14 protein-coding genes are annotated in these 13,469 nt (G+C 50.2%); 11 read left to right on the forward strand and 3 right to left on the reverse strand.

The features are described 5' to 3' along the window. Positions 1-4: 4 nt before the first annotated feature. A complete protein-coding gene (locus tag AA84_RS0112400) occupies positions 5-1,417 on the forward strand; it encodes a DHA2 family efflux MFS transporter permease subunit (RefSeq protein WP_028977467.1) in 1,413 nt (470 codons plus the stop codon). A 293-nt stretch (positions 1,418-1,710) separates the two neighbouring features. Then, positions 1,711-2,937: an AGE family epimerase/isomerase gene (locus tag AA84_RS17800; protein WP_081791782.1), complete on the forward strand. Its 1,227-nt coding sequence runs from the start codon at positions 1,711-1,713 to the stop codon at positions 2,935-2,937. Here the strand turns inward: AA84_RS17800 and AA84_RS0112410 are convergent. Then, positions 2,917-4,263, reverse strand: coding sequence for a glycosyltransferase family 2 protein (locus AA84_RS0112410; protein WP_028977468.1), 1,347 nt, complete (start codon positions 4,261-4,263; stop codon positions 2,917-2,919). The two genes, AA84_RS17800 and AA84_RS0112410, sit on opposite strands and share 21 nt — an antisense overlap. A 410-nt stretch (positions 4,264-4,673) precedes the next feature. Here AA84_RS0112410 and AA84_RS0112415 point away from each other — a divergent pair, with 410 nt between their 5' ends. After that, positions 4,674-5,120, forward strand: a complete 447-nt coding sequence (locus AA84_RS0112415) for an Rrf2 family transcriptional regulator (protein ID WP_010023362.1) — start codon at positions 4,674-4,676, stop codon at positions 5,118-5,120. A 27-nt stretch (positions 5,121-5,147) separates the two neighbouring features. Next, positions 5,148-5,513, forward strand: a complete 366-nt coding sequence (locus AA84_RS0112420; RefSeq protein ID WP_028977469.1) for a hypothetical protein — start codon at positions 5,148-5,150, stop codon at positions 5,511-5,513. Between the two features lie 188 nt (positions 5,514-5,701). Here AA84_RS0112420 and AA84_RS18420 read toward each other — a convergent pair whose 3' ends face one another. Together AA84_RS18420 and AA84_RS0112430 are read right to left on the reverse strand one after the other, a co-directional pair. Continuing rightward, positions 5,702-6,157 carry a hypothetical protein gene (locus AA84_RS18420; protein WP_051577991.1) on the reverse strand — a complete coding sequence of 152 codons (456 nt, stop codon included), beginning with the start codon at positions 6,155-6,157 and terminating at the stop codon, positions 5,702-5,704. Continuing rightward, complete coding sequence (locus AA84_RS0112430) at positions 6,154-6,459, reverse strand: PadR family transcriptional regulator (protein ID WP_028977470.1); 306 nt, start codon at positions 6,457-6,459, stop codon at positions 6,154-6,156. The genes AA84_RS18420 and AA84_RS0112430 overlap by 4 nt, the downstream gene beginning before the upstream one ends. Before the next feature lie 232 nt (positions 6,460-6,691). Here AA84_RS0112430 and AA84_RS0112435 point away from each other — a divergent pair, with 232 nt between their 5' ends. The 7 genes from AA84_RS0112435 (at position 6,692) to AA84_RS0112465 (ending at position 13,469) form a co-directional block, all read left to right on the forward strand. Continuing rightward, positions 6,692-7,519, forward strand: a complete 828-nt coding sequence (locus AA84_RS0112435; protein WP_028977471.1) for an aldo/keto reductase — start codon at positions 6,692-6,694, stop codon at positions 7,517-7,519. A gap of 104 nt (positions 7,520-7,623) precedes the next feature. After that, the gene (locus AA84_RS0112440; RefSeq protein WP_152540372.1) at positions 7,624-9,042 is read left to right on the forward strand and encodes an MDR family MFS transporter; all 1,419 of its coding nucleotides are present in this window, start codon (positions 7,624-7,626) and stop codon (positions 9,040-9,042) included. A gap of 181 nt (positions 9,043-9,223) precedes the next feature. Next, the gene (locus AA84_RS17810) at positions 9,224-9,895 is read left to right on the forward strand and encodes a YwaF family protein (RefSeq protein ID WP_051577998.1); all 672 of its coding nucleotides are present in this window, start codon (positions 9,224-9,226) and stop codon (positions 9,893-9,895) included. Between the two features lie 29 nt (positions 9,896-9,924). Then, positions 9,925-10,845, forward strand: a complete 921-nt coding sequence (locus AA84_RS17815; protein ID WP_051577999.1) for an NERD domain-containing protein — start codon at positions 9,925-9,927, stop codon at positions 10,843-10,845. A 262-nt stretch (positions 10,846-11,107) separates the two neighbouring features. Then, entirely contained in the window at positions 11,108-11,380 is a 273-nt protein-coding gene (gene spoIIID / locus AA84_RS0112455) for a sporulation transcriptional regulator SpoIIID (protein WP_028977473.1), read from the forward strand. Positions 11,381-11,528: 148 nt separating this feature from the next. Further along, complete coding sequence (gene mreB, locus AA84_RS0112460; RefSeq protein ID WP_028977474.1) at positions 11,529-12,530, forward strand: rod shape-determining protein; 1,002 nt, start codon at positions 11,529-11,531, stop codon at positions 12,528-12,530. 126 nt (positions 12,531-12,656) lie between these two features. Beyond that, the gene (locus tag AA84_RS0112465) at positions 12,657-13,469 is read left to right on the forward strand and encodes a flagellar hook-basal body protein (RefSeq protein WP_028977475.1); all 813 of its coding nucleotides are present in this window, start codon (positions 12,657-12,659) and stop codon (positions 13,467-13,469) included.

Consider the following 13,469-nt stretch of genomic DNA (forward strand, 5'->3'; position numbering starts at 1 on the left):
TGGAATGGAAACATTAGAAGAAAAAAAGATTCAAACGCATGAAAATCTCAACGTGATCCCAATTGTGCTCATTTTGCTTTCAGGCGGGTTTGTCACAATATTGAACCAGACGCTGCTAGTCACAGCGCTGCCGAGTATCATGCATGACCTGAATCTTACATCGGTTAGTGTACAGTGGCTTCAGACAGTATTTTTGCTTGTCAACGGGATTATGATTCCCATTACAGCCTTTCTTGAGGGAAGGTTTACCACGCGAAAATTGTTTTTGTTCGCAATGGGATCATTTACTCTTGGTACGCTGATCTGTCTGCTTGGGGACAACTTTCTCCTATTAATTATCGGGCGCATTGTCCAAGCGATGGGCGCCGGCATCATGATGCCGCTGATGATGACGGTTATGTTTATCATTTTTCCAATTGAAAAACGTGGATCGGTGATGGGGATCTTTGGACTCGTGATCGGGTTTGCGCCGGCGATCGGCCCGACCTTGTCCGGCTGGCTGATCAACCACTATTCATGGCGGATTTTGTTCTACGTCGTGCTGCCGGTGGCGCTGCTTGATTTCATTCTTGCTTATTTTATCCTGAAGAATGTCACCAAACTGACTTACCCGAAACTGGATGTGTTATCGATTGTCCTGTCAACGATCGGATTTGGCGGTATCCTGTATGGCTCGAGTATCGCTGGAAGTCGCGGCTGGGGCGATCTTGAAGTTCTAGCCACGTTGGCGATTGGGGCTGCGGCGCTGGCGGTCTTCATCTACAGACAGCTTCATCTCGACCAGCCGATTCTTGAGTTCCGCGTCTTCCGCTATCCGATTTTTACGCTGACAACGGTAATCGGTATGCTGTGCTTCTCGGTGTTCATTGCCGGAGCGACGATGCTGCCAATCTATATGCAGACGATGCTCGGGTTCTCACCGCTCAAATCGGGGCTGATGCTGCTTCCGGGTGCAATCGTGATGGGCGTCATGTCACCGATCACCGGACGCATCTTTGATCGAATCGGCGCGCGCGGACTCTCGATCACCGGTGTATCGATTTTGTTGCTGATGACGCTGCTGCTTGCTCGCGTGGATGCTGAGACGTCGTTTGCCTATTTGGCAATCGTCAATGCCGTGCGCATGATGGGACTTTCGATGGTACTGATGCCGACCACCACGGCCGGCCTCAATCAGCTGCCGCACCATTTGATTCCGCACGGCACGGCGATGAACAACACGATGCGCCAGGTCGCCGGTTCGATTGGTACCGCGATCCTGTTCACCGTCATGGCCTCAACCGCGCTCGATCCGAAAAAATTCGGCGTCAACGGACTAATTCACGGCATCGATATCGCATTCACCATGGCTACACTCTTATGCGGCGTTGCACTGATCTTAACCTTTTTCGTAAAAAAACCAAACGTATCACACTAAAAATAACCCCAAAACCTCCTTTTAGCACACTCTGAAGTGCAGAAGGAGGTTTTTTGCTTTAATTATTGAGCGTTGCGCTTTAACTTTTGCGGGATTCGCTTTAACTTTCGTGAGCTTCCTTTAACCTCGAAAATCTGCTTTCATTCTTGCACAATTCCATTCGATTGTTGTGCATCTCATTGAACGCGATGATTTGCTTCATTAAATAGGAGTGCGCCGGCGAGCGGCGCACGAATGCAGAGCGCCTCCGCAGCATACGCTGATAAAAAAGTAGGCAGTGGGGGCGTTCGCTGATGCCGGATTTATTTGATCAGATGCAGCCGTTTTTTGATCCGCGCTGGCTGCGGAGGCAGATTTTTGAGACGATTGATTTTTACGATCCGCAGTGTGTCGATCAGAAAAACGGCGGCTTTTTTCATTGCTATCTAGATGATGGGACCGTTTGCGACCGGACGACGAAATCGCTGGTCGGTACGGCGCGCTTCATCTACCTATTCAGCGTCGGCACGATGCTTGGCGGTCCGGCGCATTGGAAGACGATCGCAAAACATGGATTGCGCTTTCTCGATGAAGTTATGCGTGACCGAATCAATGGCGGTTACTATTGGCAGGCGGAGGAACGCCAAGTCAGCGACGATGGAAAAGATACCTATGGGCAGGCGTTTGTTCTGCTCGCTTTGACAACGGCGACCAAAGCGGGTGTTGCCGAGGCAGGACCGCAAATCAAGGAGTTGGCGCAAACGATCACTGCCCATTTGTGGGACGACGCGCAGCAACTCTGTGTGGCGAAAAAGAGCCGCAATTGGCACTGGACGGATCCGTACCGGGGACAGAATCCGAATATGCACCTTTGCGAAGCGATGATCACCGCCTACGAAGCGATTGGCGACCGTGCTTATCTCGAAACCGCGCGCACACTCGCACGCACCGTGACGATCACGCTCGCGCAGCAAACGGGTGGTTTGATCTGGGAACAGTACGATCAGAACTGGCGACCGGACTGGGTGCGCCGCGCCGAGTATGCAGGTAATGAGTTCCGCCTCTACGGGTATGTGCTTGGCCACTCGATTGAATGGAGCAAGCTGCTCACAAAAATTTACGCGTATACGCGCGAATCCTGGCTGCTCGCTCGGGCAAAAGCGCTCTATCATCAAGCATGGCAACGTGCCAAAGACGACCGCTACGGTGGTTTGATTTTTTCAATTACGCCGGATGGCCAACCGCTTGACACCTATAAATATTATTGGGTTATGGCAGAAGGGCTCGGCGCATCGGCACGGCTGGCAGCAGCCGATCCGGTGCAGCAGCGCGCATACCTGGATAATTATCAATGGCTGTTTAACTACTGCTGGAATCATCTGATCGACCATCGCTATGGCGCCTGGTATCCGAAGCTGACCCGTTCCAACTTACGCACCGGTTATGAAAAAAGCCCGCTTAACAAAACCGATTATCACCCCATCACGAATGAACAGGAGGCCATGCATGTTTTTGAAAAACTAGTCCCAAACGCGCTTTAAACGAAACAGCGCCTGCGCGTATCCCCAGACAGAAACCGGTGACATGATCAGCTGGTAGCAGAGCAGAAACAGCACCAAGCCAAGCCGATTGCGGCGCACCCTCAAGCCGAGTCTTTTAAAAACACGATTCTTTTGATAGAGGTAGAGTGATCCGAAACTTAGAATGGTCAGCGGCAAAACGAGCAGCGTGGTCAGGCCAACGATCCAGTAAATGCCGAAGAATGCCAAAATCAGCCCAGGAATCCAGCACACAGTGTAAACGATGTCCAAGTACGGCATCATCAGATTAATTCCGGTTAGATATTTCGTATAGACGAGGCGATGCTGCCACGGCTTAATTTCCGTCAGACCTTCAATCATACCGCGCGCCCAGCGTGAACGCTGTTTGGCAAAATGGGCCAGCGTTTCCGGTGCATCGGTGAAAGCGACAGCCAGCGGTTCAAAATAGACGCGCCATTTTTTATGAAGCAACCGCCAGGTCAGGACAATGTCCTCGCCAATCGCATTCGGCCAGCCGCCAACCGCTTGGACGCATTCGGTTTTATAGAGACTGAACGCGCCTTGGGCAACCAGCGTACCTTGATAAAGCCCTTGCAGCCGTTTGACCGAAGCAATGCCGAGGAAATAATCCCATTCCTGCATGCGCGTGCAAAGCGAAGCGCGGCTATTGCGCACCAGCATCGATCCGGCAACCGCACCTACATCATCTGGACTGCTGACCATACGCGCAACAAGCGCACGCACCGCCGAAGGATGAAGCAGCGTGTCGGCATCGAGTGTAATCACATAAGGGGTGGTGACATGTTGCAGCCCCTTGTTCAACGCGTGAAATTTGCCCGGACGTTTCTCATGGAGCAACGTAACGTCCAAATCCAGCGCTTTGGCTGCACGAGTAACCGCGCCCTCCGTATCGTCATGCGAATGATTGTCGATCACAATCACATGCAGATGCGCCCGATAATCTTGCCGGGACACATAGCGAAGGGTCTGCTCAATCGACGCCTCTTCGTTGTAGGCGGCGATCAACAGGGTCACCGGAACCGACGGATGTGCCTGTTTCCAGCGCGGCTGCCGGTCAAAGAACAGACTAATAATCAAGAAGGCATTCAAATAGCCCGGGATATAGGCAATGGCACTGATCAGAATCAAGGCAAGCGGAAAGGAAACCACCGCGGAGAAATCAAGCAACCACGGCAGCGATATATAAATAGAAAAGAGCAGCCAGGCAAAAGCAAAACCATGGCTGATCCAGAATTTTATCGAAACGGGTACATACAACTTACGAGATTGCCTATTTGGCTCAAGCGGAGGGATAAGCAAATTCATAGCAGACTCCTAGAAAAATAGTATGACGGATGATCCGCGAGCACATGGCACAAGCATGAGCGTTTAAGTGATGTTTTTAGAAAACTTGGCTTTGCCAAGCCTCTGGCGAAGGCAAAGTCGCCGCCCGCGACGGCCATGGACGGCCTAGTGTTCGGTGAGCCGCAGGACGCGGCGTTCTACCGAACCACTTACACTCGTTTCCTTAAATCTTTTATTTTCTATACTTTCTTACCCGTGCAAAAAAGATATTCGAGGAAAAACAGGGGTTATGACGCGTTTTTCGATGCCAATAATCGCCAGCAAATTTCGTGAGTAAAATACTGGAATCGACCATTTCTGCAGGAAAATGAATTGATTTTATAAACTGTATCTATTATAATTACACTAATCTCCGAAAAGGGGAATCAAAGATGAATAGTCAGTTTACCATTGCGGTTCATTGTCTGATTGTACTCGCAAGAAATCCCGAACAAGTCTGGAATAGTGAGTCACTGTCACGGAAAGTGCACACGCATCCGGCCCGAATTCGCAAGATTATGAGTGTGCTGCGTAAGAGCGGCTTTGTCGAAACGAAGGAAGGTCTGGGCGGCGGCTATCGGATCTGCTGTGATCCCGGCACATGCACACTGGCACGAATCTATCAATCTATAGCCTGCGAGGCGCTGAAGCTCAGCTGGTGCTCGGCAGGCTGCGAGGACGATCCGGAATTCGATCGCATTCGCTCAGCGGTAGACTTTGCCTTTACCGGAGCCGAACGCGGACTCGAAGAATATCTGGAACAATGGTCGATCGCCTCACTGATGAAGCGAACGACTGGCTCTGTTGCACCAATCTCAGAAGACATGCATAACACATAAACTAAACAGGATCGGTGGTGAAGGTTAATGCAACATGAAACGATTTGGAAAAAAGGCGAATGGGTCAAAGGCAGAACGGTCAATGGCGAACTCATGCACGGTTTTGTCGTCGACTACAACCACGAAGACGGCACCGTCAAAATTAATGTTGTTGCGTGTGACCGCGAATCAACGGTGGGTAAAGTCATCGAAACACTCAGCTACCTAATCAAACCGTTCCCGGTGTCGCCGCTTGGCGGTCAGGAACTGCGCAGCATGACCGATCTCGCACTGATCACATCAGACCGCGACTGGTTCATGGATCTGACTGAACAACTTTCGGACCGTGCCGGCAAAACCACCGGTGACGCCCAGAAACAAAACAGCTCATGGTACTGGTCGGCGCAGCGTTAATCCAATCGCATAAAAAAGTAAGCAAAGGTGCCTTCGGGTGCCTTTTTTCTGTTTTGACCGTTCATTCATACGCAAGCATTCCCGTTGTCGTCACGACAAAAAACACCCAAGCGTATTCGTGCACGAACGGACAATCCTATCCCGCCACGACTTTTATACGTCTAAGGTGTTGTCATTCATTAATGTACTTAGTGCCTTGATTTATCGAACTTTAATTTGCCGGTGGGAAGGAGGACATCCTTTTTTTGCGTCACGTGAACGACGCGCATGATCCCTCTTACAACACCGATAACATAGCCAATGAAAAGGCCCAAGCCGACACCAATGAGCAGTAATAATTTAGGTGATAGCTCCAAAATTGAGGGCGTAACCGTTCCTAGCCAATAACCGCCGAACGTACCTAAAAAGAGTGCCGAACCAATGATCAAGAAACGATTTAAAAGAGAAGCAAGCATAACATCACGCATTTTTTTATCCAAATGAATCATCGCCTCTACAAAAATTAAAAATCGAGCATCCATGGCATTGATACATAGATCGACGACCTCTTTAAAAGAAAGCTTCTTGTTTTCCAGAATATATAAGCATTCATCGCCATAGCGTTCTCTCCACTTTTTAGGATACAGATGGATGAGCCATTTCATTGTAGACCCAACCTTTTAAATCCTAATTGGGTAACCGTATCGATTTCGCGTAACTTTTCTTGTAGATAGGCGCGACCTGCAGAAGTGATTTGATAAGGTTTTCTCCTGTCCTTTGAGGGAATTGCCTCAATGAATTTTAGTTTCTCCATGCGGCTAATGGCGCCATATAAGGTACCGGGTCCGATTTTGACGGCATAGCATTTCTCAATATCTTCCATGATTGCATAACCATGTTTGTTCCCCTCGGCTAAACTAATTAAGATAAATAAAACGGGTTCAGAAAATCGTTCAAAGGAATTCACGGCTGTTCGTCATCTCCATTCGGTTGTTACGTTTTGTGATATAACGTATAGCGTAATAATAAATCATGAATGCTTCGCTGTCAATTCATTTTTTAAAGAATAGCACGAAAACAGGGCGATCCTTTCCCTTATACAAAGCGTTTTTTTCGTCAATGCTTTTGGCAGAGTAAATTTCTTTTCTTGGCTGGAAAGATGTGAGAAAATGATAGAAACAAAGGGGGCGGACGTTTTGATTCATTCATTGAAGGATACGGTTCAATTGAATAATGGCTTGGAGATGCCGGGTTTCGGACTTGGCGTCTGGAAAGTCAAGGATGGTGAAGAAGTCATTCACTCGGTTCGTTCTGCGCTGAATGCGGGTTACACGATGATCGATACAGCGGCCATCTATCGCAACGAGGCAGGTGTCGGCGAGGCGCTGCGCCAATCGGCGGTTCAGCGCGAGGATGTATTTATCACCACCAAGGTATGGAATGCCGACCAAGGCTACGACACGACGCTGAAGGCATTCGAGACCAGCACGAAAAAGCTCGGGATCAATACGGTTGATCTGTACCTGATTCACTGGCCGACCGCCGGCAAGTACAAGGAAACATGGCGGGCGATGGAAAAGTTGTACAAAGACGGCCGCGTGCGTGCGATCGGTGTTTGCAACTTCCATATTCATCATCTTAAAGATCTGATGGAGGGCGCCGAAATCAAACCGGCCGTGAATCAGATCGAACTGCACCCGCTGCTTTCTCAAGTACCGTTGCGCAACTACTGCTACAAGGAAGGGATTGCGGTCGAAGCTTACTCGCCGCTCGGCAGCGGCGGACTGATCAATCATCCGCTCCTAAGCGAGATCGGCAAGAAGTACGGTAAAACCGCTGCACAAGTCATGCTGCGCTGGGATGTTGACAGCGAGATCATCACGATTCCACGCTCAACGAAAGAGGCGCATATCATCAGCAATGCCGATATTTTCGATTTTGAACTTTCTCCGGAAGACATTGATCAGATCGATACATTAAATGAAGACAAGCGTTTCGGCGCCGATCCGGACAACTTCAATTTCTAATCGATAGGGCTTGCTGCATGCATGAAGAGCCTGACGGAATCAAGGATTTCGTCAGACTCTTTTTCTGACTGAAAAAATAAATGAACCAGACAGGGAGTTTTTTAATGACCACACAAGAAATCAAACGCGGCCCGATTACTGTGGCACTCATCATCGGCGCGTTTGTCGCAATTTTAAATGAGACGCTGCTGAACATCGCACTTTCCGATTTGATTACCTACTTTCACGTAAACGAAACCACCGTTCAGTGGCTGACCACAGCTTATCTGCTCGTGATCGGCATCTTGATGCCGGTGACCGCACTCTTAACCGGCTGGTTCACCACGCGCCAGATGTTTCTCGGGGCGATGACCTTGTTCCTGATCGGCACCGCGATCTGCGGCTTTGCCCCAACGTTCTCACTGCTGCTCGTCGGCCGCATGATTCAAGCTGCCGGATCCGGACTTATTTTACCGGTCATGATGAACACGATTCTGTTTATCTATCCGCCGGAAAAGCGTGGCGGTGCGATGGGATTGATCGGACTGGTCATCATGTTTGCCCCGGCACTCGGACCAACCGTCTCAGGCTTGATCATCGCGTCACTGTCCTGGCGCTGGCTGTTTTACCTCGTGTTGCCGCTGGCGCTGTTCTCAATTCTGTTTGCTGCCCGTTATCTGACAAACGTTTCGGAAGTGACTAAGCCTAAAGTAGACGTTTTGTCGGTGATTTTGTCTACGGTTGGTTTTGGCGGGATTGTCTTCGGTGCCGGAACCGGTGCTGAAGGCGGTGCGCTCGGCATCACAGTCGTGGCGCTCGGGCTTGTCAGCATCGTTCTGTTTGTCTGGCGCCAGCTCGTAATCAACAATCCAATTCTTGATTTTCGCGCCTTCAAATACCCGATGTATACACTGTCAACGCTGATCATGATTATGGTGATGATGACGTTGTTCGCAACGATGATTCTGCTGCCGCTCTATTTGCAGCGGGCGTTGCTTCTGTCCTCGTTCGCCGCAGGATTGGTTTTGCTTCCCGGCGGGCTGATCAACGGGTTGCTGTCGCCGGTGATGGGCAAACTGTTCGATAAATTCGGTCCGCGCCGACTCGTTATTCCCGGGCTGCTGATCATGTGCATCGTCGTCTGGCTCATGACGCGATTAACCGTTTCTGAAAGCATGCTCTATGTCATTATTTTGTATGCTGCGCTCTTGATCGGCATGTCGATGGTGATGATGCCGGTGTCGACGACCGGCCTTAACCAGCTGCCGAAAGCGATGTACCCACACGGCACAGCGATCATGAACACGCTGCAGCAAGTCGCAGGCGGGATCGGCACCGCGCTGTTCGTCGGCATCATGGCCGCCGGACAGAGGGCCTATCTTGCGACTGCTTCCGATCCGAAAGCACCGGCCGAACTGCTGCATGCCATGGTTGCCGGCATGAGCCGCGCTTTCTTTGTCGCCCTGCTGATCGGGATTGTCTCGCTCGTGCTCGCCTTTTTCCTGAGACGATCAATCGCCCCCGAACAGCAGCCGCACGGGTGATGCTTGATTGAGGCATGTGCCAAGCTTAGGCGCAACGTTAATGTTTTGGGCGGATTCGTTATAAGTTTAGCGGTCCTTGTTCCGATTTTTACGCGCATCGTTACATTTGGAAATCCAATCGTTTAATCGAACAACACTTGCGCATACTAAGCTCATCTTTGACTTCAAAGAGGTGACTTAAATGACTGCATTTTCGATTGAACATCTCAGCACGCTATACATCATTCTCCTACTTGAGGTCGGTCTGATTCTATTCAGACAGGCCTCTTTTGCGCGCACCAAGCTTCGTTTTTGGCTCGCCGCCATCTTAATCCTTGGCGAGGTCGGCTATCAGATTGGGATCGCGCTTGTCGGGAAATGGACGCTGCGCAATTCACTGCCGCTCGAAGTCAGCGATCTGTCGGCCTTGCTCACCGCAATCGCGCTGCTGACTCGAAAACGCCCACTCGCCGCGATCCTGTATTTTGTCGGCATCGCGAGCGCACTTCAAGCCTTGCTCACGCCGGACTTGAATGCGTCCTTCCCGGATCTGCGCTACATTCAGTTTTTCGCCACACACGGCGCGACCATCCTTGGCTGCACCTACCTGATTGCCGTCGCCGGTATCCGTCCAACTTATCGAGCGCTTTGGTTTGCTGCCGCTTGGCTGAATGGATACGCCGTGCTCATGTTCATTGTCAATCGGCTGCTTAACGCGAATTACATGTACCTGACGTACAAACCGAAACTGTCCGTGCTGAACTTATTCGGACCATGGCCGTGGTATCTGCTCTGGGCAGAGCTCGCGATGCTGATCGAATTTCATCTGCTTTACTGGATCAGCAGGAAATTTGCCGGACGGCGTCGGAAATAGTAACCATTCGATGAAAAGGAAGGTGCCTTGTGATTAGCAAAAAGTTAACCCCACCACTGCGCCTGTTCGTGGACCAAGCGCTGCTCAACCATCTGCCGATCAGTCATCCGGCACGTCCCAGAATTGAGGATGCCCTTGGCAGCTATCGCAGCGGATTCATCGGCCAGCAGAACCTCGCGTATTTCCTCGACCTAAGTGATCTCGGCAAAAAAGCACGCATTTTTTACGATCTTCATCCCGAAGGATTCCAGATGGACACGCTGATCCTCGCCCCCACATTCATTTCAATTATCGAATGCAAAAATTATTCCGGTACCCTTATTTTTATCAGTGAGAACGGACAGATAATCCGCTGCATCGGTGGCCGGCGCGACGGATTCGCAAATCCGCTGCTTCAAGTCGGACGTCATCGCAAGCTGCTCAAGCGATGGCTCGCCGCCTGCGGCAATCCACCGCTGCCAATCGAAACTGACGTAGTCATCGCCAGCCCGAGCACGATCATCGAAAATCAGGCACGATCACGCCGCGTCCAGAACCACGTCTTTCACGCCGAACAAGCGCCGCATAAGCTCCGAGCAATGATGGAAAAGCACAGCCGCGACCGCGATTACAGCCTGATCCTACAAAAAATTGAAGAAAAATTGCTCCAAGACCACATCGCTCCCTTCACCGACGTCCTGAAAAAAATTTCCATTTATCCTTCCGAACTGTTGCGCGGCGTCCAATGCCCGAGCTGCCACCGATTCACCATGCAGCGCATCTACGCCGGCTGGCATTGCCCAAGCTGCAACGGCAAATTCAAGTCTGCCCACGAACCCATGATCAAATGCGCGCCCCAAAGTAAAACCGGGGACGCGCTCACTATTCTTGATACTTTTTTCACAAACCGCTGCCTGCTCAATCATGGATCTAGACAATCATCTCGATTCAGCCAATTTTTTCTCTTTTAGATTGATTTGTCCTCAGCAGAAAAAGAACGCGCTCATGCGTGTGTTCCCTGCGATGCACTCCGCTTAGTTTTCCCTGTAAACCCTTGTCCCCATTGACTTTTTGGCATATAACCGTAGGTCGTTTAATAAGATGTTACAAACTCACATACGGGGTTTCGAGGTGAGCGCGGCGGGCTTGGAACGAGTATGATACGTTACTTGAGTTCCGTTTCTCCAAAGATTGTCTCATTTCGCATCTTCATAAATACAGGAGGCGAGTGGTGTGCACGATTACATCAAAGAGCGTACGATCAAGATTGGAAAGCATATCGTGGAGACAAAGAAGACGGTTCGAGTCATCGCCAAAGAATTTGGCGTTTCGAAAAGTACCGTTCACAAAGACCTGACGGAGCGGCTGCCCAGTATTAATCCGGAACTTGCTAACGCAGTCAAAAATGTACTCGACTATCACAAGTCAATCCGCCATCTTCGAGGAGGGGAAGCGACGCGTCTGAAGTATCAAAAAGATACGGAAGAAAAAGCAGTTCAGCACTGAGGCCGTCAGAAGCGCGCGAACATAATCGACGTATTCGTTTATTTTTCGACATACTCCCTGTTTTGTTTGAATTTATGATAAAATGGAATAATGATTGATAAATATTCTGGCAGAACTGCGAATATTTATGCGACAGGGAGGATTAAGCGTGTTTTCAAGAGATATCGGAATTGATCTCGGAACAGCCAATGTACTGATCTACGTAAAAGGACAGGGCGTCGTACTGAATGAACCTTCAGTCATCGCAATGGATACAGACACAAAGCAAGTGCTTGCAGTCGGTGAGGAAGCAAGACGGATGGTTGGTCGTACACCGGGAAATATCATCGCCACACGGCCGCTACGTGATGGAGTTATTGCAGACTTTGAAGTAACCGAACTCATGCTCACGCACTTTATTGATAAAATAAATGTAAAAGGTTTCTTAAAAAAGCCAAGAATCCTAATCTGTACGCCGACACATATTACATCGGTGGAACAAAAAGCGATTCGCCAGGCAGCCGAACGAAGCGGTGGAAAGCAAGTTTATCTGGAAGAAGAGCCTAAGGTAGCTGCAGTTGGCGCCGGTATGGATATTTTTCAGCCAAGCGGCAACATGGTCATCGACATTGGCGGCGGAACAACCGACATCGCCGTACTTTCAATGGGCAATATTGTCACCTCTCAGTCGATCAAATTGGCAGGGGATACCTTTGATCGCGAAATTTTAAACTTTATTAAAAAGAAGTACAAATTGTTGATTGGTGAACGCACGGCCGAACAAATCAAGATTACCGTCGGCACAGTTTACAAGAATTCGCGCGATGAAAGCATGGACATCCGCGGACGCGATATGGTCACAGGACTGCCGAAAACAATGACGGTGCATTCCAACGAAATTGAAGAAGCACTGTCGGATTCGGTCAATGTAATCGTTAGTTCGGCAAAAGCCGTACTCGAACAAACACCGCCGGAACTTTCCGCAGACATCATTGACCGCGGCGTGATCATGACCGGCGGCGGTGCGCAGCTGCACGGAATCGACCAATTGCTTGCAAGCCAATTGAAAGTGCCGGTTGTTGTCGCAGACAATCCGATGACCTGCGTTGTTGAAGGCGCCGGCAAAATGCTGGAACATCTGGATAAACTGCCGAAGCGCAAAGCAAATTAACTGCTCTGCGCTTTCGTGTAGCCCAGGATGCGGACAAGTCCATCGAAAAAGTGCGCACCCGCTGCACCGGGCAGCGAAAAATCAGATTCGAAAAGCACACAAATAAAACTGGGCAGGTGAATGATCGTGATTCGAGGCATCTATACTTCAGCAGCCGGAATGATTGCGCAGCAAAGACGGCAGCAAACATTATCGAACAACTTGAACAATCTTGACACCCCGGGTTATAAAAGTGATCGAAGCAGCTTGAGGACTTTTCCGGAGCAGCTGATCGAACGGCTCGGCGGGGACAATGAAGCCAATCGTGAAGTAGGTTCACTGGCAACCGGCGTCTATCAGGACGAGATGAACCCGGACTTTACACAAGGAACGGTGACGGAAACCGGAAAAGCGACTGATGTGGCACTGATCACATCAAGCCTGCCCGTCAATCCGCAGACCGGCGTGCAGGAAGGCGCTCTGCTATTCAATGTCCGCACAACCGGCGGCGATCTGCGCTACACGCGTAACGGGCACTTTACCTTGAGTCCGGAAGGTTATCTGACCGACAGCTCCGGCAATCAAGTGCTCAGTTCCGCCGGACAGCCGATCCAGCTGCCGTCCGATGATTTTCAAGTTGCGGCAGACGGCACGATTCAGGCCGATGGCAACAACTATGGACAAATTGGTGTCAGCTACGCGGCCGATACGAATCAGCTGGTCAAGGAAGGGACTGGGCTGTTCCGCAGCACGACCGGCGACTTGCCACAAGGCGCAGCGAACGCTCAAATCAACTATAATGTGAATCAAGGATTCGTTGAAGGATCGAATGTACAGGCTGATCAGACCGTAACGGACATGATGGAAGCCTACCGATCCTTTGAAGCAAACCAGAAAGTGCTGCAAATCATTGATGGTACACTGGATAAAGCGGTCAATCAAGTCGGCCGCGTGAACTAA

It is taken from the genome of Sporolactobacillus terrae DSM 11697 (genome assembly GCF_000648615.1).
GTDB lineage: Bacteria > Bacillota > Bacilli > Bacillales > Sporolactobacillaceae > Sporolactobacillus > Sporolactobacillus terrae.